Origin of the sequence: Leptospira mtsangambouensis, from assembly GCF_004770475.1 — a bacterium.
Taxonomy (GTDB): Bacteria; Spirochaetota; Leptospiria; order Leptospirales; family Leptospiraceae; genus Leptospira_A; species Leptospira_A mtsangambouensis.
This window is the reverse complement of sequence record NZ_RQHK01000017.1, coordinates 1157121-1182328: the sequence shown is the minus strand read 5'-3', so window position 1 is coordinate 1182328 and position 25208 is coordinate 1157121. Positions and strand designations below refer to the sequence as shown.

20 protein-coding genes are annotated in these 25208 nt (G+C 38.3%); 13 read left to right on the top strand and 7 right to left on the bottom strand.

The window, feature by feature from the left end:
- The gene (locus tag EHR01_RS18080) at window positions 1–1344 is read left to right on the top strand and encodes a DUF445 family protein (protein ID WP_135696946.1); all 1344 of its coding nucleotides are present in this window, start codon (window positions 1–3) and stop codon (window positions 1342–1344) included.
- Complete coding sequence (locus EHR01_RS18075) at window positions 1341–1865, top strand: hypothetical protein (protein WP_135696944.1); 525 nt, start codon at window positions 1341–1343, stop codon at window positions 1863–1865. The genes EHR01_RS18080 and EHR01_RS18075 overlap by 4 nt, the downstream gene beginning before the upstream one ends.
- On the opposite strand, the gene EHR01_RS18070 is transcribed toward EHR01_RS18075, so the two are convergent.
- The 7 genes from EHR01_RS18070 to EHR01_RS18040 all read right to left on the bottom strand — a co-directional run bounded on the left by EHR01_RS18070 (window position 1842) and on the right by EHR01_RS18040 (window position 11477).
- Window positions 1842–2684, bottom strand: coding sequence for an alpha/beta hydrolase (locus EHR01_RS18070; RefSeq protein WP_244310181.1), 843 nt, complete (start codon window positions 2682–2684; stop codon window positions 1842–1844). The genes EHR01_RS18075 and EHR01_RS18070 overlap by 24 nt on opposite strands.
- Window positions 2647–4632 (bottom strand): Lnb N-terminal periplasmic domain-containing protein, encoded by a 1986-nt coding sequence (locus EHR01_RS18065; RefSeq protein ID WP_135696942.1) that lies wholly within the window; start codon window positions 4630–4632, stop codon window positions 2647–2649. Before EHR01_RS18065 ends, EHR01_RS18070 begins: the two co-directional genes overlap by 38 nt.
- A gap of 42 nt (window positions 4633–4674) precedes the next feature.
- A complete protein-coding gene (locus EHR01_RS18060) occupies window positions 4675–5160 on the bottom strand; it encodes a DUF3015 family protein (protein WP_004786909.1) in 486 nt (161 codons plus the stop codon).
- A gap of 16 nt (window positions 5161–5176) precedes the next feature.
- Window positions 5177–5680 (bottom strand): DUF3015 domain-containing protein, encoded by a 504-nt coding sequence (locus EHR01_RS18055; RefSeq protein WP_135696941.1) that lies wholly within the window; start codon window positions 5678–5680, stop codon window positions 5177–5179.
- Between the two features lie 222 nt (window positions 5681–5902).
- Window positions 5903–7804 (bottom strand): serine hydrolase domain-containing protein, encoded by a 1902-nt coding sequence (locus EHR01_RS18050; RefSeq protein ID WP_135696939.1) that lies wholly within the window; start codon window positions 7802–7804, stop codon window positions 5903–5905.
- A gap of 169 nt (window positions 7805–7973) precedes the next feature.
- Window positions 7974–10100, bottom strand: coding sequence for a toprim domain-containing protein (locus EHR01_RS18045; protein ID WP_135696937.1), 2127 nt, complete (start codon window positions 10098–10100; stop codon window positions 7974–7976).
- A gap of 6 nt (window positions 10101–10106) precedes the next feature.
- Complete coding sequence (locus EHR01_RS18040; RefSeq protein WP_135696934.1) at window positions 10107–11477, bottom strand: DNA gyrase subunit A; 1371 nt, start codon at window positions 11475–11477, stop codon at window positions 10107–10109.
- A gap of 239 nt (window positions 11478–11716) precedes the next feature.
- Between EHR01_RS18040 and EHR01_RS18035 the strand changes: the two genes are divergently transcribed.
- The 11 genes from EHR01_RS18035 (at window position 11717) to EHR01_RS17985 (ending at window position 25188) form a co-directional block, all read left to right on the top strand.
- Window positions 11717–12430: a hypothetical protein gene (locus tag EHR01_RS18035; RefSeq protein WP_135696933.1), complete on the top strand. Its 714-nt coding sequence runs from the start codon at window positions 11717–11719 to the stop codon at window positions 12428–12430.
- Entirely contained in the window at window positions 12427–13977 is a 1551-nt protein-coding gene (gene gltX / locus EHR01_RS18030) for a glutamate--tRNA ligase (protein ID WP_135696931.1), read from the top strand. Before EHR01_RS18035 ends, gltX begins: the two co-directional genes overlap by 4 nt.
- 158 nt (window positions 13978–14135) lie before the next feature.
- A complete protein-coding gene (locus tag EHR01_RS18025) occupies window positions 14136–14678 on the top strand; it encodes an ATP-binding protein (RefSeq protein ID WP_135697449.1) in 543 nt (180 codons plus the stop codon).
- Window position 14679: 1 nt separating this feature from the next.
- The gene (locus EHR01_RS18020; protein ID WP_135696929.1) at window positions 14680–15786 is read left to right on the top strand and encodes a glycosyltransferase; all 1107 of its coding nucleotides are present in this window, start codon (window positions 14680–14682) and stop codon (window positions 15784–15786) included.
- On the top strand, window positions 15783–18602 hold the full coding sequence (gene polA, locus EHR01_RS18015; RefSeq protein WP_135696927.1) for a DNA polymerase I: 2820 nt from the start codon (window positions 15783–15785) through the stop codon (window positions 18600–18602). The genes EHR01_RS18020 and polA overlap by 4 nt, the downstream gene beginning before the upstream one ends.
- Window positions 18589–20289: a hypothetical protein gene (locus tag EHR01_RS18010; RefSeq protein ID WP_135696925.1), complete on the top strand. Its 1701-nt coding sequence runs from the start codon at window positions 18589–18591 to the stop codon at window positions 20287–20289. The genes polA and EHR01_RS18010 overlap by 14 nt, the downstream gene beginning before the upstream one ends.
- 169 nt (window positions 20290–20458) lie before the next feature.
- Window positions 20459–21112 (top strand): SOS response-associated peptidase family protein, encoded by a 654-nt coding sequence (locus EHR01_RS18005; RefSeq protein WP_135696924.1) that lies wholly within the window; start codon window positions 20459–20461, stop codon window positions 21110–21112.
- Between the two features lie 155 nt (window positions 21113–21267).
- A complete protein-coding gene (locus tag EHR01_RS18000) occupies window positions 21268–22044 on the top strand; it encodes a GNAT family N-acetyltransferase (protein WP_135696922.1) in 777 nt (258 codons plus the stop codon).
- Window positions 22041–23171, top strand: coding sequence for a hypothetical protein (locus tag EHR01_RS17995; RefSeq protein ID WP_135696920.1), 1131 nt, complete (start codon window positions 22041–22043; stop codon window positions 23169–23171). The genes EHR01_RS18000 and EHR01_RS17995 overlap by 4 nt, the downstream gene beginning before the upstream one ends.
- 79 nt (window positions 23172–23250) lie before the next feature.
- Window positions 23251–23931: a biliverdin-producing heme oxygenase gene (locus EHR01_RS17990; RefSeq protein ID WP_135696918.1), complete on the top strand. Its 681-nt coding sequence runs from the start codon at window positions 23251–23253 to the stop codon at window positions 23929–23931.
- A 3-nt stretch (window positions 23932–23934) separates the two neighbouring features.
- Window positions 23935–25188, top strand: coding sequence for an MFS transporter (locus EHR01_RS17985; protein WP_135696916.1), 1254 nt, complete (start codon window positions 23935–23937; stop codon window positions 25186–25188).
- Window positions 25189–25208 lie beyond the last annotated feature (20 nt).

Sequence of the window (25208 nt, the reverse complement as noted above, 5' to 3'; positions counted from 1 at the left end):
ATGGATGTTGCAAAATTAGACGCCTGGTATCGCAGGTTACTTGTTATTTTCTCCATCATTGGTGGAGGGTTCCAACTTTATTATGAAGGAAATATTTGGGTTAATGCTGTCTTTGTCGTACTTATGGCAGGGATGGTAGGATATTTTACAAATTTCCTAGCGATCAAAATGTTATTCCAACCTAAACATGGTAAGGTGCTTGGTTGGTCAGGACTTGTTCCCAAAAACAAATCCAAAATTGCAAAATCACTCGGAGAAAGTATTCAAAGTAACCTCCTTCATCCCGATATTATTTTAACTTATATCTATGAACGTAACTTGGTTGAAACAGGAATTCAAAAAATCGTCAAAGAAATTGATGAGGCCATCCATAATGTAGAAATCCGAACCATGCTTGTCACCAAAATCATTTCGATGTTAAAGGAAAGAGGACCAGAAATTTTAGAAGTCATCTTTGATTTTTCAGAAGAAACAATGAAAAAAATGGCTGAACGTCCGGAAGAAGTGCAAAAACTTTGGGACTACACAAAGAACCGCCTAACATACTATCTAACAGAAGAAACAAATCGCGAAGAGTTGGGAAAACAACTTAGGGTGATTCTTTTAGAAGAAATGCCGAAACTCGCAAATTTACTCAACGAAGGATTGGAAGAGTATTTAAAAACAAGAAGTACACTTGGGAAAATTGGAATTGGAGTGAAAAAGATTTTTTCTTTTAACGAAGATGCCATTCGCGAACTTTTAGAACGTTTTGTGAAAGATCCAGAAACTTCAGACCAGTTTATGAAGATGATGGATGAGATGATGGCAGGTCTCCAAGAAAGATTAAACTCCAAAGAAACACAAGAATTCATTACTGGAAAAATTTCCAATTGGTTGGAAGCAAGTGGTGATTATGCCAGACAAAACCTTTTGCCATCGGGAATTGAAAGATTACAATCTTACTTAGATGATCCAAACAACTGGGAAGAAATAGAAAAGAATTTTTTCCGTGCTGTGGATTGGGTTAAAAAACGACTTCTTGAATTTATGAATAGTGAAGAAGGAAAAGCTTATCTCAAAACCAATATAGAAAAATTTGTCCACAATATCAATGTCACTGCCCTTGTCGAAGAACGAGTGATGGCACTTGACACAGACGATTTGGAAAAAATGATTTTGGATAATACTGGCGGAAACCTTGTCGTCATACAATTCCTCGGCGGAATTTTAGGGATGATTGCAGGACTCATCCAAGTCCATATCTATTTTGCGGTTCCAGTGGGATCATTAGTGCTCATCACATACATTGCCCATTATAGAAACCAGAAGCGGATCCTAGCGGAATCAGCACGAACAATATGAGTGCGAAAGAAGAAAACCATCTCCCTTATTTTGCCATTTTATTTTTTTTAACATGCATCGTAGGATTTACGATGCAGTGTGCTTCGAAAAAAAGTTTTGTTAAATTGGTAACAAAAGAAAAAGAAACAGGACTTTTGTATTTAGTTCGCCCAGATCATACTTCCCTTTCCATTTGGGACTACGAATGTTTGATTTCTCGTTATCCAGACAAATTTTCTTCGTCAATCAAACCCACTCCCATTTTTAAAATTGAACTTGAGAATGCCTCACTAGGTTATATTCGGTTACCGGAAGGAACATACCGATTGGATGTCATCGGAAAAGAAGATACAACAAAAGTATTCCAAATCAAAAATGGAGAAGAAAAATATTTTGAACTAAAAATATTCAGTGAAACAAAATTAAGTAGGAGCGAACTCACCTTTAAAGAATTCAATAAAGAGTCAGCTCTAACAGAAATTCTTTCAACACCAACCTTCACCGAATCTCGTTTTGAATCAGTACAAATGCCGATTGAGTAGAACCAAAAAATCTTTTGCAAATTTTGATCGACCGAGATTCATCCAGTCGACATGTCCCCCACCACGTATTTCCCAAAACACTTTCGGTTCCTTTGCTAAACCAAAAATCCGTTTTCCATTTTCAAAAAATACAACCGTATCTTCTGTTCCATGAATGATTAAAAGCGGAATGGGAGAAAGACTTGCAATGGATTCACCTGGACTTGTTTGGTCATGGAATACCCAAGAAAATAAATTCCCCATCGGAGGAAAGATCACATGATTCATTGTTTGTTTAGCAACTTCCCGATAAGAAGGAAAGGAACCATCAATACAAAGTAAAACAACTTCGTTCTTATCTTTCCAATCGGCGACAGACCGCATCGCAATGGCACCACCTAAACTTTGGCCATAAACAATTAACTTGGAACCTCTTTCCCTTGTTTCTTGTAATGCATAATCTAAAACTAGTTTGCTATCATCCACAATATCTTCGGGATCGGGATCTCCTTCCGATTCACCATAACCTCTATAGTCAAATACGATGAGTTCATATCCATGGTTCACAAGCCAAACAAGAGATAAAAAATGAGCACTCATGTTTTGACCATTCCCATGAAATTGCAAAATGACAGCTTTGGGTGTTTCATGTTGTTTCGAATAAATCCGCCAAACATTTAACTTCACCCCATCCTTTGTTGTTAAAAAAGTAGGAGTATACGAAAAACCCATTTGTTTAGGCGTAAAATAAGTTTCTTTTGTTGGATGATAATACAAAGACGAACAATTAAAAAAAAGAAAATTAAAACAAATAATGATAAGATATAAGTGCTTCTTCATAAAACCTCTCTCCATTAACTTCTAATCGTATTTCATGTATATTTGAAATTGCATAGCGAACATTAAAGGTAACGTAATAAGAATTCAAATTATGGCTTAGTTGGTAATTTTGGGCAGTGGCACCTGTATAAATTTTCCATGCACCCCACTCATTTTGGTAAAGTAAACTAAGGTTTCCACCATAACGAATTCCATTTTCAAACATTCGTCCATTTTGAGCTTTCACTCCCCCAAGAATACTCAATACCCCCAAACTCATCGGTGTCTTTCCAAATTCATTGGAAAAAGAATAACCCATACGAAGATCAAAGTTACCAACTTGTTTTCTAAGAGTTTCGTTGTTATTTTGATAAACTGCTGTTTGGATACCTGTATCAAAATAATAGGAAAAATCTTTTGAAATTCCATTGTATGGATTTAAAGAAGATACTTTGATTGCACTTACAGAAGTTAGTTCTGGTTTTTGATTCTCATACGTCCGAACCGTTGTGTCAAAAAATGCCAATTCCGAATTAGGGGCATGGCCTTTACTCACATTCAAAAGGTCGTGGTATGCAATTCTATATTTAAACTCTGCAAAATTTCCTAAAGAAGACACACCAAAAGATGTGGCAACTCGGCTCAAAGGATGCGAGGCTTCCGGCGGTGTAGACAGAGGAACTTGTTCTTTTGGAGTATATTCATCATTTTGTTTACTTCGAAATACAAGCAACTTATCGTAATAATCTTTGTGTTGTTTCGGGATCTCCGCATTACTTGAATACCGATAACGATATGTATCAAGGACAGCATCAGTAACCAAAGACATTCGAAAGTTTTCTTTTGGTTCTGGTAGGAATGCATTTTCAAAACGAATCATATCAAAGTAAGTGGTTTTTTCATCCTCAGTCATATCATAAAGTTTATATTTAATTTTGGAATACAAAGATGGGCGATATTTCTTTGAAATCACAAAATCATCTTCAGCTAAGTAAAGTTTTATGGAATCACTAGGTGCAACAATCCAACCAGTTTTGTTACTGATATTTAATTCAGGAATAGAAACTTCTAAAAATTCCATTAAATGATAAGAACAGTTTTCATTGATAAAAAAATAATCAAAGTCCGCCCTTCCCATTTCCCAAAGATGCCGGATCAATCGATCTCTTTCTTCAGGTTTTAACTTTAGTTTATATTCCCAAAGGTCCCGACTTTCCATATCATTGTATTCATTTACTTTTAGATAATAAGGAAAGATGGCAAAGGTACCGGGATATCCACCTGTTAATCCTTTCACTGCATATGCAAATCCATTCATTTCCCCTGGATTGGCAGCATAATTGACTCCATAATCTAATAACTCAGAGTTTTCATTTACCTTATTATTGAGTTTGATTAGCGTATGTCCAAACATAGAAGCTGGTGCTTGCATATAGTAAGATGAAAACACAATAGATATCGAATCGGGAGTAAGAGTTTCTTTCCAAACTTCAAAACGTGGACATTGGACCTCGTTCATTCGATTTAAATCAAATTTAAGTTTTCCTTTCAACCAATGATAACGTTCGGGATAAGCACATTGAGGATGTTGTAATCCTTCAGGAATTGGTTCTTCTGTAAAAAAACTATGAAGGGTTGCGATTAACTCTTTTTCTGGATCGTATTTTCCCTCATCCGAAAGAAAATAACGTTTGTTATCGACTTCACTTTCCCAAAATCCCCATCTAGTCTTTTTAAATCTAAGCAAACGATACCAATGGGTTTCTTCGGCAAGATGTTTTTCTTTCGATTCACTGATCAGTTCTTCGAGGTATTGTTTGCTTTTGGGAGATTTTGGAATTTCTTTCCCTTGTTTTCGTGCCGTTAAAAAATCTAATTCAAGTATGTTTTGTTCGCCGGTGGGTTCGATGGCCCCAAGCGATGTTGTAAAGAGGATGAAAAGAAAAGTAAGTAGGTACAGAGGAAACACCAGAGCATCCAATGGTTGGATACTCTGATTTTTTACAAAGGTTTAGATTTTGCAGTAATTTTTTACTGTTTGGTCTTTTTCCAAAGTTTCGTGAAGGTTTGACAACATCAAACTAGGGTTTGCTTTTGATTCTTCAGTGAAGATTCTAGAGTAGTTTTCTTTCACTACTTCGCTGAATCGAGCACCAGATTTACATTCAAAAAGAGTGGCTAGGTTAGAAAGTTTTTCCCCTTTACCTGCTGCCATTTCTTGTTCCAAACTATCAAAGTTCATGTGCACATAGATTTCACGTGCATGTTCTTTTTGGGCAACGCCATCTGCTGTACAGTTAGATGTTCCAGATGTGATTCCAAACGTTTGGCTTCCCCCTGTGGCATTTGTTGTAGCAACAAAAATTTGGTTACCACCAGGCATTACAAGAGTTCCAAGTCCGCATCCTGCCATACCGTATTTAGGTGCAGCAGACATTTGAGACGCAAGTAGAACCATAGAGATTCCGATTGTGGAGATGAGTGTTAACTTTTTCATTTTATTTCATATCTCCTTAGATTTGTGAACAAGACTTAGCGAGGATTTTATCGCTTTTAACTTCTGATTTAACTGCTGAAAGTAAACTTGCAGGTGTTGAATCTTCAGTGATGAGTTTAGCATAGTTTTCTTTCGTCACTTGGCCAAAACGGGAAATAGAATCATTAGAACAACCAAGAAGGTTTCCAAGAGACTCTAATTTTTCACCTTTCCCAGAAGCCATTTCTTGGCCTAGAGAATCGTAGTTCATTGTTACGAACAACTCTTGTACTTTGTCTTGTTTTACAACACCATCAGCAGTACAATTGGAAGTTCCCGTTGTAATACCAAGTGTTTGGTTGTATGCAGTACCATTTGTTGTAGTAGCAAAGATCTGCATTTTGTCGTTGGTTTGGATCACCTGTGATCCAAGTCCACAACCAGCCATACCATATTTTTTTGCTTCTACAGAAGTAGATGTCATAGAGACAGCTACAACGGCAGCAGACAAAAATAGGATTGAGGTAATTCTTTTTCCCATTTCGAATTCTCCTTTTGAAACTTTCGAATCAAATTCCGACGAAATGTACTCGATCTTTTAGATTCGTCAAAAACTTTTTCGAAAGGATCGATAATTTCTTTCCTAGGGTCTTCGATAAAACAAAAATTTAGAATCAAATTAACTTGCAGAAAAGGAGCGTATAACGCGAATTTCGTCATACTCGGGAGAAAATGCCGACTGAATTTGATTCAGGATTGAACCCTATTCCGCCAAAAACTGAATCCCTGAATATACGAGAACTGGTTTCCCATCCACTTTTTTCAGATCCATCCTCTCCCCTAAATTACGACCAAATCCCAAAACACGAAGAGAGGATTCTTGTTCCCATTGGCAAGGGAATTGGTTAGAATTTTCCATTCCACCTAACGAATAATAAACAGTGGCGATCATAAATCCACGTTTGTCTTCTTTCAGTTCCACTCGTGAGATCAGTGAATACGGGTCTTTCGTATGATAGGTTGTCAAAAATGATTTTTCAGGCAACCGGTAGTCAGGTTTTACCATAACTCCAAAACCCCAACTTCCTTTGGATGCATTCAATGAATACATGGTAAAAATAGGAGTCCCTTCCCAGGGTTCAAATTCGATCCGCATGGATTCCAAGTTTTTTTCTTTTATTGGGATTAATCCAAAAAACAAACGTAAGTTGGTTCCAAATCGATTGTCCTTTTCTACTAAATCAAAGTCAAAACCCATTATTTCTATTTTAGGTGGATTTCCTGGTTTTACTTCATGAATTCCCAAAGGAGAAACATAGAAGCCATAAAAACCATCTAACCTATTTTGTTTTTTTCGTTCAGACAAAGGTAGGTCTTCCAATTTTAATCCCGTTTTGTATTCGTAAGTTATATCCAAAATATTTTTGTTTGCTGGTCGAATCGAAGCAGTTGCAAAACTCAGCGTGTTTCCCACAAGGAAACTAGCGGTTTCTGATTCTGGATCATAAATCAAATCTGCAAAAAACGGAGGTAGTGATCCCGAATGCCCTGAAATCCAAATACTTTTGTCACCACTCTTCCTTTCTTCCATCAAAACGGGAAGGCCTAACTTCATTTGAAAATTTGAACTAGGTCCTTCTTGTATGCGATGGAATTCGAAAAAACTGGATGGGGAAAGAAGACCATTCCCTCTTTTACTTTGAAAGAATGTCTTCATAAAAAGACCCATATCTTCTCCGGTTGTCGAAAGAGAACCAGCCGTCAAATCACGGATCACCGGCCGAAGGGTTTCTGTTTTCCAAAACAAACCCGAATATCCAGTCACTAATTCCGAACCTTCATTTAACTCTAACAAGGTGGAGTGTTTCATTCCTGCTTTGGAAAATAGATTCTTTTGGAAATACTCTTCTATCCCAATGCCAGAGGTTCGTTCTATGACGATTCCAAGTAACCCAAACCCAAAATTGGAATAGGAATGTGCTTTGCCTGGTTCGTTTCTTTCCATCTGCGAAAGTGTTTGGGGAAGAGAACGAAAGGCAGCTAAAATCTCAGGATCCTTAGTAATTGGAGATAGAAAAAAACCAGAAGCCCTATCTGAAGGAAATCCTGATTGGTGGGTTAAAATGTCTCGAATGGTGATTTCACGATACTTTTGTCCCCGAGAAGACATCCCAACTACTTCGGGAAGGTATTTGGAAACAGGATCATCTAACTTTAGTTTGCCTTTTTCTTGTAATTGCAAAAGAGCAATCCCAGTAAATAATTTTGTGATACTTCCTATTTTAAATCTTTGTATCTGGCCTTTTTTGTCCACACCAAGAGAACCTGAATGCACCACACCATCACCTAACAAATACATATACGATAGTGATTTGATTCCTGAGTTTTTTACTTCCTCTATTTTGGACAACACCGCTTTCTCCGTAACGGTTAAGTCTTTATGATATACCTCTTTTGGTTTTTCTTGCAGAGAGGAACATTGTAGGAAAATAAAAATGTTTAAAATCAAAAAAAAGGATTTTGATTTACGATTTAGAGAAGCCGGAAGAGGAAAAGATAATGGCAGGGGATGAAAGGGAAGAAGAGATTCTTCTTTTTCCTTGTTTTTGTTCTTAACAGAGGACTTAAGCGAAGACTGAGTGTTTTTTGGGGAACGAGGCTTCATTCTCCTAAAAATCAAAAACCAGCAACCGATCGCAAGTCCATAAAACGAAGAACCCCTAAGACCTATGGATTCAGGAGTGATCGCTATGCCAAACGGAAAGAACTACAAAAGTTCTCTTCGTTTGGGTTTTGTTTGTTGGTAAGAAGATTGTTAGATTCGGTAAAAAATCTTAGTCTTCGATCACACTCATGGAGTATTCAGAAATTGCTTCCCGGCGTTTTTCTGCATAGTCTTTGTGAAACCAAAGGTCTTGTGTATTTTTAGCGGTCTTTTTGTTTCCCACGGTGATAGTCGTCATACAATGATCCACAGCGTATTTCATTGCCTCTTTTCCCGTTTCCCCAAGACCCTTATTCCGTTTTTTACGAGTGATTTCGGCACCTTGTTTGTTGACACGAGCAACTAACTTGTCGTAGTCGGAATCATCAATACAGAATACAGTTTCTTTTTTTGCATCTTTCCACTTCACATCCACTTCGTAAAGTGGTGCCGCAGAAATATTGATAAAACCTAAATCAAAAAGTTCCGGCCAATACTCATAGAAAAAAGACAACATGAGAGACCGAATGGCATACCCATCAAAATCCGCATCCGTGATGATGCTGATGCGATCGTAGTGAAGTTCATCAATGGACTTCACTTTTTGGTCGAGAGGAAGGCCCACGATGGCTACGATGTTTTTCATTTCTTCGTTTTGCATGGCTTTGGCAAGAGACATCCCCTTACAGTTGAGCGGTTTTCCCCGGAGAGGGAAAAGTCCATGTAACTTTGGATTTCTTGCCGGACGTAAACCCGCAATCGCAGAGTCCCCTTCCGCTACAAAAAGAATTCTTCCTGGATCGTTTGGTTTGCCCGTCGGTGGCATAAGCTTAGGGATATTGTTCCGAGACGCCTTACGGAGGCCTTTCTGCGCATCCTCGAGCTGTTTCATCTGGGTTCTGCGTTCCATCACCATCTTAATTTCTTCGATGAGGCCCGTTTTTTTCAAAAGTTTGTCAAGATGTTTGTCCACAGATTTTCGAATGTCTTCATTCAAATCATTGATGAGATAAGACTTATCTTGGGACTTAAACCGTGGATTGAGGATCCGAAGGTTCACATACATATGAAAACAACTTCTGACGTCGTTACGTGTACATTGTGTGTTGAGTTTCTTTTCTAAACTTACAATTTGTGATTTTTTACGAACTTCATCACAAAGTCTGTTTTCTAAGTACTCAATCGCAGATCCACCTTGTGGACAAAAAATCGAGTTCACCCAAGTGAGAGTTTTGTTTTGTCCCACAACCACATAAGTATCCATATGGATTTGGGAAGAGGAAGCTTTATCCGCATAATCTAACTTATAGTAAACCATCTCGGAGTTACTAAAAATCTCATCAAAACCTTTTTTGAATTTATACTTTTCTTTCCCAGTTTTGTGAATAAAAACCACTTCAAGACCAGGATTCGACATCGCAATGTCTTGCAAGTATTGCTTCACCAAATTAATGTTAAAAGAAGTGTCTAGGTTGTTAAAATAAGCTGGATTGAGTTCAAACTCAACTGTTGTTCCATGGTCTTCTTTTTTAGCAGTTTCTGTAACAGCTGTCATCCCTGTTTTATCACAAGGAGCTTTTAGTTGTTTGATTTGGTCTGCTGACAAAAGAGGACAATCGGTAAAGGTTCCATGTTCGTCATAGTATAAATGAACTCGTTCTGTATCTTCTTTAGAAAGTTTAAAACCACGAATGGCTTTTTTTACATCATCGTGGATGCTAAACATTTTTTTGTAAGCTTTTCCACCATTGATGGTCTTCACTCTAAAGAAAGAAGAAACCATACGCACAAGAGAAATCCCCACACCGTTCTGTCCGGCAACATGGTCTTCTTTGACTTTATCATCAAAGTTTTCTCCATACATCAAATGGAGGTAAACTCCTTCGGCATTGTCTGCAGGAATTCCACGACCGTTATCTTGGATGGTAACACGTTTGCGGTCTGTTGACAATTGGATGATGAGTTTGTTCATCTTGTCTTTTTCTGGAATGGACTTGTCGTTTAAGTTCTTTCTGTACTCATCCACACAGTTCATACAAGCTTCATCCAAACATTTCAGTTTGGCTGGAATGTCGGAAAGTTCTTCGTGAACGATATCGTATTTTCCAGAATTATCTTTGGTAAAAAAGTGTTGTTCAAAAGTGGAAAGGGAGTTTTGACCAAGCCACATTCCTGTCCGCATACGAACGTGTTCTACGTTTGATAATTTCTTAAAATTTCGCGAATTTCCTGAGGTTTTTTCAGTTTTTTGAGCCATAATTATCTATTTCGGATCCCATTTTTTCTTCAGTTCATCAAGTTCATCGGTCATAAAACCGGTGAGTTTTTTATCATCTTTTTGTAGTGTTGTATACTCAGTGTATTTTGTTTTCGCTTCTACAATGGCATCTTCACATTTACGAACTTCTTCCAAAGTCATCCGATACACAGGAATGGAACTCAACCATTCGAAATAAACAAACTTCGCTGCTTTCAATTTGTCTTCGAAATCTTTTTTAGATTTAATCCCTGTTACTTTTTCGTTCCACTTTTCTTTGATGAAGCGAATGAGTTCTGAGTTACGATCAATCTTTTCTTTTTCGAGTCCAGCGAGTCGTTTGAAACGACGGATGAGATGGGTTTTACGGAAGTCACAGAATCGTTTGATGATTTCTTCTGGATTAAAGTTACGAAGTTTTCCTTCGTGAGTGATGACGTTGATTGTTAAAACTTCATTGTTCTCTTTGGAAAAAAGTTCTTTGATTTCTTTTTCCGAAGGTTCTTCGCCTTTTTTAGCAACAAGTTCAATTTTGAAGGTTTGGCTGGAATGATCCACATAGTCCTTTAACCAGTTGTCCTTCTTTTCGATAAGGTCATCCAAATAATTCACAACCTTTTCGCGGTTCCAGTTCATAGGAGAGTCGACAAGAAACAATTTTCCGTCTTCTTTTTTGAAACCAAACGTAGTGGACATCACTGTGCTACCGTTGTCGTTTTTGGACAACTTTACTTCTCCACCGTACCCTTTGTACCAAGGTGTGATCTTTTTTGGTTTCCCAGTTTTTAAATAGGTGACTTGTGATTCGATGACATCACTCAGTTTGTGTGCAGGAATAAAACAACGAAACCCCGTTGCAATCCCTTGGATGTTATTTAAGAGGACAACTGGAACCTTTCCCACAAAATGAATGGGTTCATCTTCTGTTTCATCATAGTTTTTGACATAATCAATGTCCGGTAAACTTTCAAAGAATCCTAAATCCTTAGCAAAGTCAGAAAGTTTAACTTCCGTATAACGAGGAGAAGCAATTGCATTGGGATCTAAAACATCCCCAAAGGTTCCTTCCCCATGCACTAAAGGATAGTTATTAGCAAAAGCAAAGTCTTGTGCCATTTGCGAAAGTGCATCTTGGATGGAACGATCTCCATGCGGATGGTATCCCATCGCAAGCCCCGCTACTTTTACGGTTTTGGTATGGCGGTTACGAGCGTCAGAGTTCCACATCGCCCATAAAATCCTTCGTTGAACAGGCTTTAGACCATCAATTTCTTGCGGAATGGCTCTCGAATCGCATACATAGCGAGAGTATTTCCTTTGGTCATCATTCACTTGGTCTTCAAAGGGGCGTTTTGGATACTGTTCTTCGTTCTTCATGGTTCCAAATGACACAGGGATGGGGTGAATTGACTTGTCAAGCGGTTTTCCCTTTTTAGACTGGCGATACGCACCGGTCTATGTCCCCAGAAACTCAAGTATACTCCCGATTCTATTGGCTTTTATGTACCTTGATATTTTTTTCTGGATCGAACTGCCAGAACCTGAAATCACTCTTCACGAGAGAGCCAATTGCAGAAATTCCCGCTTCCGTTTTGTACATCAAATCACCCAGAAAAATGAACTTATCTTTCTTTCGGGAAGGTTCTTCTCACTTCCGATTCATCGAGTGGGAACCAGGAAAAACGATGGGATATGCTGAGAAAATTGAGCTCAGTTTCCTTGCTTACGAAAACAATTTTTTATCAAAAGTTAAATCTGAATTTGGAAATGTACCATTTGAAGCTTATAAAATAGTTTGGAACAAGAAGGTAGGAAAATTTAGAAAAGAAGAATCCGAAAATCGAATTTTCTTTTCTTATACCAACTCTTACATTTCAGAAACAAAGGGTGCAACACTTACTTCTCTTTTGGAAAACAAATCCAATTCCATAGAAACAAAAACTCCCATCGAGGAGTTCGAAATATTTGAATTAGGTGGAGACACAGGCCAACTCATTGAAGAAGGAGTTCGTTCTGAATTGGGCGGCGATAGTCGTTGGTCGCATAGTTTGGGAAGTATGGAATTTTTCCCAAACTCAACAGTATTCACCAAACAAGATACTGGTACAATCAAATCGGAACATGTGTCCCATCATTATGATTATTTACAACTTCGTTATGAATGGGACAAAACAGAAGTCGATAAATTATTCTTTAAACTTATCTATAAAGAAAATGCTACACAAATTTTCTTTGTTCCGCCATACACCAATGGACTCGGTTCAAAAACAAATGAACCAATTGGATACAAGCGGATCGGAGACTTTTTACTCAAAGAGGAAATGAAATGACAGAAGTTCGCACTCGTTTTGCACCATCCCCATCTGGATTTCTCCACGTAGGAGGAGCAAGGACTGCTTTATTCAATTATTTGTATGCGAAAGCAAAAAAAGGAAAATTTTTACTACGCATCGAAGACACAGACCAAGACCGTTCGACAGAAGCCTCTTTCAAAATCATTTTGGAATCTTTAAAGTGGCTTGGAATGGAATGGGACGAAGGTCCTGGTGTGGGAGGTCCGAATGGCCCGTACACTCAGTCCGAAAGAATTCATATTTATAAAGAATACACAGACAAACTAATCTCTGAAAAAAAAGCCTATCGTTGTTTTTGTTCCGCAGAAGAATTGGAAGGCAAAAAAAAACAAGCCGATGCAATGGGAATTCCATACATCTATGATGGTAAATGTTCAGATCTAACTGACGCAGAAATCCAATCTCAAATTGAAAATAAAATTCCTTTTACCGTAAGATTCAAAACTCCACATAAAATTGTGATCGTAGATGATATGATCCAAGGAAAAGTAAAGTTTGAATCCAAACTCATTGGTGATTTTATCATTGTAAAGTCTGACGGGTTCCCTTCGTATAACTATGCCGTGGTGATTGATGATGCACTTATGAAAATCACACATGTGATTCGCGGAGTGGGACATCTTTCCAACACTCCTCGCCAAATATTGATTTTTGAAGCCTTTGGATTTCCACTTCCGAGATTTGCTCATGCCAGCGAAATTGTAGGAACCGATGGAAAAAAACTTTCCAAACGTGCGGGTGCGACATCTGTACTTGCTTTCCGCGACTTAGGTTATTCTAGCGATACCATGCGTAACTACATGGCACTCCTTGGTTGGACTTCTCCTGATGGTAAAGAATATATGAGCGATGAAGAGCTTTGTTCTGTCTTTGATGTGGAACGCTGCTCTAAATCACCTGCTACCTTTGATGTATTCAAAAAACTAAAAGAAGAAGAAAAGGAAACTGTTGATTTCAATAAGTTATCCCTTCTAGGTCTTGCAGAATATCTAAACCCAAAATCAAAACTCAATTGGATGTCGAATAAATACATTCGTGATGTAAAGATTGAAACCTTAGGGAAGGAACTGGAACCATTTCTCAAAGATTGTCAAATCCCAGAAGAATACAAAAAAGGAACCAATCCACAATTACTTTCAATCTTAGATTCTGTACGTGTGTATTTGGATCGCCTCATCCAAGCCCCACCTTACATCGAAGAATTCTTTTTGGAGAATCTCCAATTTGAAAATGAAGAAGCCAAACAACTGATTTTGGAAGGAAACGGAAAAGCAGTCGTTTCTGCTTTTTACCAAGCGGTAAAAGCCAAACCACTCACCACTCCCGATGAATACAAAGAAGCAATGGCAAAGGCAGGAGAAACCACGGGGGAAAAAGGAAGGACTCTCTTTATGCCGATTCGAGCCATCACTACGGGCAAATCCCACGGATTAGAACTCCCCATCCTCTTTAGCCTTCTTGGCCAAGAGAAGCTTGTCAAACGGATGGAACAGCTTGCCGGGGCTCTAGGCCTCTCGATTTAGGAAATTTTTTCCCCTAGTGTTTGCTTTTAGGGGATTTTTGACTTTTTTTCTCCCTCTTGTTCGTGTAATATGAGTAAGAGAGGGGGAAAAAGCGGCAGTTGACAGCACCATCCGAAGTTTTACCGTATTTGCTATGCCCCTCGCCTGGGTCGTATGCGATGTTTTTGCCTCCTGATATGTCTTCTGTCAAACATTTCAGAAAAGACCTAAGACGAACCCTAGAAGACAATGGGTTTAGTGCCGACCATATCATGAACATTGAGCTCGCAGCTGATGAGGCACTAACTAATGCAGTCTCTGCCAATGTTACCTGTCACTGTGACGAAACCATCATCTGTCGTTGGAGGATTGATTCTTCCAAATTTACACTTTATATTTTGGATTATGGGTCAGGACTTTCCGGGGAAGGTTCCGTTCCCGATACAGACAAAGAACTTCTGAGATCCAACCAATCACAATGTTTTAGTACCTTCCTTGATCATATCAAAAATCACCAAAGTAAAAAACCGGATACCCTTCCTTATAATGGTTTTGGCCAAAAACATAAGAACATGGGAAAAGGATTGAAAATTATCAATGCCATGATGGACTCCGTTAAAGTAATGTTTCACGGAGAAGGAATGGTAGACGAAGCACCGGCGGGATTCAAAGTTATGGGTTCCATCATCGCTCTCGAATACGACCGTTCCAAACACTTATAATTTGATCCTTCATATCAATACTTCCCGCGAATGGCGCGGCGGAGAACAGCAGCTTTTTTATTTAGTCCAAGGACTAACCAATTTCAAAATCCCACAAATCGTTGTCGGCCAACCAGGTTCTCCTTTAGAAACAAAATGCAAAGAAAACGGTTATGAATTTGTCCCGATTGAAATGCGTGGAGAATGGGATAGAAAAGCATATAAGAATATTCGATCTCTTTGTATTTCCAAAAATGTAAAACTCATTCATACTCATACAGCACACGCCCATACACTTGGATTACTTGCCAAACGAAATCATTTAAACAATCCTTTGATTGTTTCGAGAAGAGTTGATTTTAAACCAAAATCAAGTTTTTTCTCTAGATGGAAATACCAACACCCAGCTAACGATTATTATCTGCCAGTTTCCCAAAAAATCAAAGAAGTAATGATTTCAAGTAAAATTGCTCCAGAAAGAATCATTACAGTGTATTCGGGGATTGATTTGAAACGTTTTTCAAAATCAGCACCACACGAATACTTAAGAGAAGAATTTCATATTCCTAAAAAATGTATTGTGATTGGAAACGTAGCAGCCCTTGTCGATCACAAAGACCAAGAAACCTTACTCAATGCGATCTCAAAAATGAGAACAACAGTAGACTTCCGCCTAATGATCGTAGGTGATGGGAAACTAGAAAATAAATTAAAATCACAAGCAGAACAATTGGGAATTAAGGATAAAGTCATTTTTACTGGATACAGAAAAGATATCCCTGCTCTTCTTTCTTTATTTGATATTTTTACACTCACCTCCAAAGAAGAAGGCCTTGGAACTTCTGTTTTGGATGCAATGGCATCGGCTCTTCCTATTGTTGCCACGAATGGCGGTGGGATTGGTGAAATGTTGGATCATAATGAAGGAGCTTACGTTTGTTCGGTGGGTGATTCAGAAAGTATTGCCCAAGGTTTGGACAAACTCGTTGGATCCGAAGATTTGCGAACCAAGTTCGGTGCTTTCAACAAAACTTCAGTAAAACGTTTTTCCGTTACCAAAACAGTTGAAAAAACAAAACTCATCTATTATTCCTTTTTAGGAGATACTTTGTACGGAGAAGGAACATGAGCGGAAGACTTCTTATCATTGATGGCCATGCTTTGGCATTCCGAGCCTATTTTGCTTTTGCAGCTTCTAACCTTACTAATTCCAAAACAGGACTACCTAGCGGTGCAGTTTTTGGTTTTTGGAGGATGTTATTCAAACTCCTACAAGATGAAAAAGTAACCCATATTGCCTTTACCTTTGATCCTGGAACAAGACTCGAAAGAAACGATTTGTATGAGGACTACAAAGCACATAGAAAACCAATGCCAGAGGATCTAAAACCTCAAATCCATACAATCTATGAAATGTTGAAAGCTTTGGAATTTCCTATGTACAAAATGGATGGGATTGAAGCTGACGATATCATTGGCTCTTTATGCAAAAAATTTGGAAAAGAATTTGAAGAAATAGTCATTCTTTCCAGTGATAAAGATTTATACCAAGTCCTTGATAAAAACATACACATGTTACGTGGGAAACGCGGTGTTTCTGAATTTGAAAAAATCGATCCCAAATGGGTAGAAACCAATATTGGAATTACCAAAGAACAAGTTCCTGATTATATGGGACTACTCGGAGATGCTTCTGATAACATTCCTGGCGTCAAAGGTGTGGGAGAAAAAGGAGCCGCTAAACTCATCCAAGAATTTGGAAACCTAGAAACCATTTATAAAAAATTAGATCAGGTAAAAAACAAATCACTCATTGATAAGTTAGCAGCCGACAAAGAGAACGCATTTTTATCGAGAAAACTAGCAACCATTGTTACCAACCTCAAACTCGATATCAAAAAGAATGATCTCAAACTTCCGAACTACCATGAACCAGCCAAGGTTCAATATTTTAAAGATGAAGGATACAATGTCCTCCACCGCGATCTTGCCAAACAAGCAGGAATTCCGATTGTAAGTGATGGAGATTCCAAAGATAAAGTTTCTGAACCAAAAGAGACCAAAAAAGGCAAAAAAGCAACAAACGATATTGCGGATACTGAGATTGAAAAAAAACCAAACAAAGGTTCAGCGGTAGCAAAAAAGAACTACAAACGAATCCAAACCTTGGATGAATTAAAAAAAATTGTCGCAAAACTCGATCCCAAAAAACCAATTTCTGTGGATACAGAAACCACTTCGCAAGATCCAATGCTTGCTGAGTTACTTGGTGTATCCTTTTCCCAGGAACCTGGCGTTGGTTATTACATCGCTTTTTCACATCCTGAGTCCATTTATAGCCACCTACTCCCAACACCCGAAGAAGGACTTGCAGTTTTAAAACCAATGTTTACCGATCCCAAATGGAAAAAAGTGGGACAAAACATCAAATATGATTTATTAGTACTTCGCAATTATGGTGTTGAGCTTTCTGGAATTCATTTTGATACCATGCTTGCATCTTATCTTTTAAATCCAGGGGAACGACGCCATAATATGGATGATATGGCCGTTGACTACTTAAATTATAAAACAATCACCTACGATGAATTAGTTGGCACTGGAAAGAAAAAACAAAACTTATACGATATAGATCCTGAACGAGTATCCGAGTATGCTTGTGAAGATGCCGACATCACTTTTCAACTTCACAATGTACTTTCTCCTAAAATGGAGGAAGGAATTCACAAAAAACTTTTTTATGAGATTGAGATGCCAGTGCTTCTCACTTTGGCTGATATGGAATTTGAAGGAATCAGTGTGGAAAAGGGATATTTCGAATCTCTATCCAAAACCTTCGAAACAAAAATCAAAGAACATGAAAAGAACATTCACTTTTATGCGGGAAGAACATTTAACATCAACTCGACGAAAGAATTACAAACCGTTTTATTCGAAGATTTGCGCCTCCCCGCAGAGAAAAAAACACAAACTGGATATTCCACCGACCATTCCGTTTTGGAATCTTTGCAAGGAACCCATCCCATCATTGATGATTTATTGGAAATCCGAAAATTTTCAAAATTAAAATCCACTTATACGGACACTCTACCAACACTCATCAATCCCAAAACGGGACGTATCCATACAAGTTATAACCAAACCATTGCTGCGACAGGAAGGTTATCTTCTACAAATCCAAACTTACAAAACATCCCCATCAAAGATGAAGAAGGGCGACTGCTTAGAAAGGGTTTTATCGCTAAAAAAGGATATGAAATATTATCTCTCGACTATAGCCAAATTGAACTTCGCATTATGGCCCACTTTGCCAATGACCCACAAATGATGGATGCTTATCAATCAGGAGTTGATATTCACAAAAGAACTGCAGCTGGTATCTTTGGAGTTTCCGAAGACAAGGTAACGCCCGATATGCGAAATAAAGCGAAAGTGGTAAACTTTTCAGTCATCTACGGAGTTACATCTTTTGGTCTTTCCAATAATTTAAGGATCAGTCGAAAAGAAGCAAAAGAGTTTATAGAAAAATACTTTGCTACATATAAAGGCGTCCAAACTTATATGGAAGAGATTGTAGAGTTTTGTAAAGAACATGGGTATGTGGAAACACTACTGGGTCGCAGACGTTATCTTCCAGACATTCACTCCAAACACAAAATGGCAAGTGAAGCAGCCAAACGTGTGGCCATCAACTCTCCCATCCAAGGTACATCTGCTGATATGATTAAGTTAGCGATGATCCAGATTCATGACAAAATTAAAAAGAATGGTTATCGCTCCAAACTCCTACTACAAGTTCATGATGAACTTGTCTTCGAGGTAGATCCAAAAGAAAAAAAAGAATTCTACCAAATGGCAAAGGACGAAATGGAATCTGCAATGAAACTAAAAGTTCCCATTGTCGCCCAAGGGAAGTTTGGCGGTAACTGGGATGAAGCGCATTAGGCCATTTGCCTTAGTTCTCCTTTTTTTTACATTCTATCTCTGGGATACAAAAGTCCTATTCGAAACAAACAACCTCTATGGTCGTTTCGATTGGGATATGTATAGTTTCCATACAGAATTTTTAAGAAAATCTTTTTTAGAATTTGGAACCATTCCATTGTGGAATCCATACTACGGAGCCGGGTTTCCAGTTTGGGAAAACCCAACAAGTAAGATAGGAAGCCTAACTCACCTACTTGTTCTTTTTTTGCCTACGCTCATTGCGTTAAAAATAAGTTTTCTCATTTATTTTGTCCTATCAGGAATACTTAACTTTCATTCCTTTCGGCTCTATACAAAGTCTACCAACTTACCATCGTTACTATTCGTATTCCTTTTCCAATTTTCCGGATTTGTATTTCAAAAATTCTATGCTGGCCACTTAAACCAAATTCCTGCTTTATTTTTACCAGCACTTGTTTTTTATACTTTGTATTTCATCCAAAAAAAAAATTGGGGCGTTGGGGTATCTATTACTTTAATCACCTACATACTGTTATCTGAAGGCAGCATTTACCCACTTACCCAGTCACTATTTCTTCTATTTTTTTTAGTAATCAGGGAAATTTGTTTTTCCGATTCACCCAAAAAAAGGATTCTAAATTTTACAAAACTAGCCATCTTTGTTTTTGTTTTACTCGCTTTTAAGTGGGTTCCAGTTTACCAATTCATTCATTCAGTCGGTAGGCACTTTGTTGCAGACCAGTTTCCACTTTCCTTAAACGATATTTACCTTATTTTTTTTGGCTCCTCCCAACACCCACTGCTTGCAAACTCTCTTTCCCAAATGCAATACCGGTATTGGGAGTATGGAAATTATCTTGGACAATTCCCCCTTTATCTTTTCCCCCTCTTATTCTTCACAAAGAAAAGAATGTTACCAGTGGTACTTCTTCTTGGGCTGGTTATATGGATGATGATGGGTAAAATTTCTTCTTATGCACCAACAAACCTTTTAGAACTTTTGCCCATTTATTCCTGGGAACGAGTGTATCCTCGTTGGAGTCTGAGTGTGGTTTTTTTATATGTTTGGTGTTTGGCGATTGGATTTCAAAACCTTTCTAACTTAGTCCCGTTTCGATTTCAAAAATATTTAGGAATTTTTTTCATCCTTTGTTTTTTCTTCCATACCCAAGATACAAAACGAATGAACACAAAAATTCTACCGGAGATTTTTGTTCTTCCATTGCCTAACATAAATATCAAAAATCCAAATACCTATCCGATCACAGTTTCCACTGTTCCTGATTATGGCTCCGACTCACGAATGTTACCCGCCATTCTCTCCAACTTATCAACCAATGATATTTATGAAAATTTAACCTTCTATTTTACAAATCAGACCATTTCTGATAAAAATTACAAAGGTGAGTATTATTTCCTACCGAATAGGGAAAAGACCAATCCCATTTCCTGGGAACCAGACAAGTATCAATTTGGTCCGATCAAAAAGGGAGAAACTTTGATTCTCAATCAGAAGTATCATCCCGGATTTATGACTGCCTCTTCAAAGTTAGTGCCTTGTTCGTATGATGGATACCTTGCGATTCAGCCAACAAAGGATATACCAAATGTTACGATCTTTTATTCTTTTGTTCGGAGTGTTTGGTATTTCAGAGAACCTTGGCCAAATTGTAAAATATTCTGAAATAAAAAAAGGTTTCAAAAACCAACCGCCGAAATATTTTATCTGTCATCAGGAAAGAAATCAAATTGTTGATAGAAACATTCCGATACAATTTCTTTCAGACTTTCTCATTTCGAGCCAGGTTTAAACTATTTGACACAGATTGATTTCTGATTCAAATTATAGCACCATGTGTAACTTGTTATCTTGGAGACTCGTCTTAGAGGGTGAAAATCAATCCGATTGGTTTCATCGACTTTCCCAAGATACAATCAATAGACACATCAAAGCAAACTCCCCCCTTTTTGAAATCAAACATCCTAAAAGCAAAATTCAATCTTTCCAATTGTCGGGGGAATTGATACTTTCAGAAACAAGTGTCTGGGGAACCAAACCGTCCTGGTGCCCTGACTTTCTCACCAATACAAAATCGGAAAAATTAGTTTCCTCTCCGTATTGGAGTCAGTATATGCAGAACCGTATCCTTGTGCCCGTTCATTCTTTTTTTGAATGGCAAACCCAAAGGACAGGCAAAAAACATAAATATGAAATTACATTCAAAAATCCTAATTCCTATTTTGCAGGATTATGGGGGGAAGAAAATGGAACTAGGTGGATTACCATTCTGACTGGTGAAGCAAATGAAAAAATGAAAACCATCCATAACGATGGAGAAAACAAACATCGTCAACCGATTGTTATGCCAACGAAAAATCAAAACCATTGGTTGGATCATTCTGTCACAAATCCAAAAGACATTACGGACTTGTTATATAGGTTCACTCCAGATGATACAACGGAAGTCGATCTGAACAAGGAAGTAACTCTATTTGACGAAATATAAAACTTAAATATTTTTAAATCACCTAAACATTTTATCTGTCACCAATTTGTAACATCGCAACATATCCTCCGATTCACTGATTTTCACCTTTTTGTCACATTGTCGTAACGGATCCATTTTACCTTATCCTTAGATAAACAAGAGGATATATTCCGATGAAACCAAATACAATTAACAAAACAGAACGAATCCTAGAAGTTCGTTTGGCTGAAAACCAACTAGAAATTGAAAGAGCACTCGCACTACGATATGAAGTGTTCAACTTAGAAATGGGAGAAGGTCTGCCACAATCTTCTGCAACCAGAAAAGACCGTGATGAGTACGATTTGTACTGCCACCACTTAATCGTTATCGATAAATCAACAGATGACAAAAAAATTGTAGGAACTTACCGAATTTTAACACGCCAAAATGCAAAAAACGGAATTGGTTTTTACAGTGAAAACGAATTTGATATTACTTCTATTTATAACCTTCCAGATGAAATCGCAGAGGTAGGACGTTCCTGCGTTCACCCTGACTACAGAGATGGTTCGGTGATCTCTTTACTCTGGCAAGGTCTTGCTGAGTTTATGAACAAACATAACGTTCGTTACCTGATGGGTTGTGGATCCATCCATTCTACCGATGCGGGAGTTGCTTCACAATCTTATGGATTTTTGAAAGCAAAAGACGCCATTGCTCCGGAAGAATTTCGCGTGTATCCAAACCCTGACTTTGTTCTCCCTGGGTTTGATGCCAATTTTCAAGTAGAAGATCCAAAATCGATCTCCAAAAATATCCCTCCACTTTTGAAAGGATACCTCCGGGTGGGTGCTAAAATCTGTGGAATTCCTGCACTGGATTCTGTTTTTGGTACTACAGATGTGTTTATTCTTTTCGACCGCAAGGAAATCACGGAGAGATATGCGAAACACTATATGAATGCATGAGCCTTAACCAGGAAATAGATTACCAGCACCCAACAAAACAGGATCAAATTCGATTTTTCGTTTTTACCCTTTTTTTAGTTCTTACGATCTGTGCCGGTTATTTCCTGGGTCTTCCTCGGTATTATCTCGGATGGTTTTCTTTTGCGATTGCATCGTTCTCTGTGGCCGGAAACGATGCAGTCCAAACCATCGGAACCTTTATCGAGAGTAAAAAATCAGTTCACTGGCTCCAAAAGATTCTCGTTTTTGGTGGTCTTTTATTTTTTGTTCATTTGATCGCTTGGTTTTTACACGGCGGTGAAATCCATTTCCACAGATTAGATTCTATCCCTGAAACAAAAGACTTCAACCTCCTCCAACTTTTAGCACCTGTATTACTTGTCGTCATAACAAGGCTCCGAGCTCCTGTATCCACTACCTTTCTCGTCTTAGGTTTGTTTGGTGGCAAAAGCATAGACCAAATGTTAACCAAATCCTTTTTCGGGTATGGGCTCGCTTTCCTTGTGGCCATCGTGGTTTGGGCCATCCTTGTCAAAGTAGACCCTCATGAATACCATGAAGTCCACACCCCAGACCCTGTTTCCGAAAGGAGATGGTCGAGGTTACAATGGCTTTCTACAATGTATCTTTGGGTGGCTTGGTTATTACAAGACACAGCCAACATTGCAGTATTTTTACCTCGGCAGCTAGGAATCATCGAATTCTTAACGGCAGCATTCATTCTCATCGCGGCCTTACTCATCATCATCCGCACCAATGGCGGAACCATCCAAAGAGTGGTTTCTGAAAAATCGGACATCCAATGGGCAAAAGCAGCCACCATTGTGGATTTGGTTTATGGAAGTTTACTCTTCTTTTTCCAATACATCAGCAATATCCCCATGTCCACCACCTGGGCTTTCCTTGGCCTCCTTGCCGGTAGAGAAATCATCTTGAATGTCATCACCTACAAGGACCTCCCGTACCTAGACACATTCCGAAAAGTGGGAAAGGATGTGGTTCTTGCCACCATAGGAATCCTTGTTTCCATTTTGGTTTTCTTTCTTTCCTACTTCCTCTACCCCGAACAAAGGGCCAATACCCCTCTGGAATTTTGGAAAACACCCGTCCAGGAAGATTCCCTATAATTTTCTTTGACATTCCCTGCAATTGTCAGGGTAGTGTCATATATGAGATTGATTCTCACATAGACAACCAGGAGCCATTATGTCCATAGCAATGATGTTACGAGAAGGTACTGCCGATAAACACCAAGAAACCGAAAAGGTTCCTTACATTCGGGCCATTTTTAGAGGCGGACTCGACGCCCAAACGTATACTTACCAATTGGAAAGCCTTCATGCAGTTTATGCAGTGATGGAAGAGCTCTACCGCCAAAACAAAGATAACCCTATCCTTGCGAAACTTTACTTTCCGGCTCTTTTTCGTGAAAATTCTTTGAAAGAAGACATTGTTAGTTTTCAAAAAAAATTCGGAACCAAACTTCGCGGTTCCATCTCCAAAGCCACTCAAAACTACATTGACCATATCAAAAATACGGCAAAAACCAAACCAGAACTTCTAGTAGCACAAGCTTACGTCCGTTACTTGGGAGATCTTTCTGGTGGTCAGTCGATCAAAAAAGTAGTAGCAAAAACTTTTGAACTAGAAGGAAATGAAGGAACTGCTTTTTATGAATTTCCTGAAATCGAAGACCTTATGGCATTCAAAGGAATCTATCGTCAAAACTTGGATACTCTCCCATTGAACGATTCACAAAAAGCAGAACTATTAGCAGAAGCAAATGCGACTTTTGATTTGAATAAGTTTTTGTTTATTGAACTCGACTCCGATCTAAAAGAAAATATTGGAATGGATCGTTACCAAACTCTTCTACCAGCAGGTTAATTTTTGGGATTCCCGTATACATTAGTTACTTTAGTTTTTTTATCCATGTTACCGGTCACAATGATTGTACCGGTAGTTAAGGATGTTGTAAAGGATCGGATGCTAGGATCCAATTGGGAAGTTGCTTATTTTACAAGTATTCCCATGTTGGGTTCCTTTCTTTTTGCGCCGGTTGCGGGAATCATCTCAGATCGTTTCAAAAACAGAAAATACTTCATTAGTTTTTTCTGTTTTTTAGATGCTGGACTTTTTTATTTACTCACCATCGTCACTGACATGGGACTCTTTCTGTTTTTAAGATTCCTTGAAGGTGCCTCTCATATTTTTATCATTGGACTTCTGCTAAGTTCTGCTGCCGACAGGGAAAATGATCCAGAGAACAAACGTTATTATGGGAAAGGAATTCTTATGGGCATCACGGGGATGTTTTTATCCCTAGGTGGTGCCTTTGGAATGCCACTCGGGATTCTCGGAAGGAAAAATCCTCTTTTGCCATTTTACGTTGGTTCAGGAATTTTAATCTTTGTTGGTTTATTTAGTCTGCTTATGTTAAAAGACAAAGGGATTCATAAAGCAAAAGATTTTAAGTTCAGTGACTTGAAAGTTGCCATTTTCGAAAATCCATTTTTATTTGTTCCGTTTTTATTCAACTTTATCGACCGTTTTACTGTTGGTTTTATTATTTCTTCCTTTAATATACACTTACGAGAAACACTCGCCTTCCATCCCGGAATGCTCGGTGTTTTTTTAGGACTTGTTCTTTTTCCAATGAGTTTACTTTCTTATCCATCAGCTCTCCTCTCTCGCAAAACAGGTGTTTTGCCACTTGTGCTTGTTGGATCTACGATTTACGGAATTTTTTTAGGTCTTTCAGGAACTACCAATGAGTATTGGTATCTTTTTACATTTTTACTGATCTGCGGGATTGGGGCCGGTGTGATGTTTGTACCATCCATGATGCTTGCAAGTAAAATGTCAAAACCAGGACTTACTGCCACTACCATGTCTGCCTTCACTGGAGTGGGTTCTCTTGGATTTATGTTAGGGCCTGTTGTTTCAGTACAAATGCAACTGGTCTTTGAATCAATTTTACCTCCGGCATATAGTTTTTCTGCACTTTCTTTCTTTTTTGGATTTTTGGAGATTGGACTCGTATTTTTAACCATTCCATTTTTCAAAAAGATTTTGGGAAAAATGAACCGAATCGATGAGGAAAGAGAAAAGATATCACTTGCCAACCCTGATCCTATCCTGTAGAATCTTTCCTTAGTCCATCT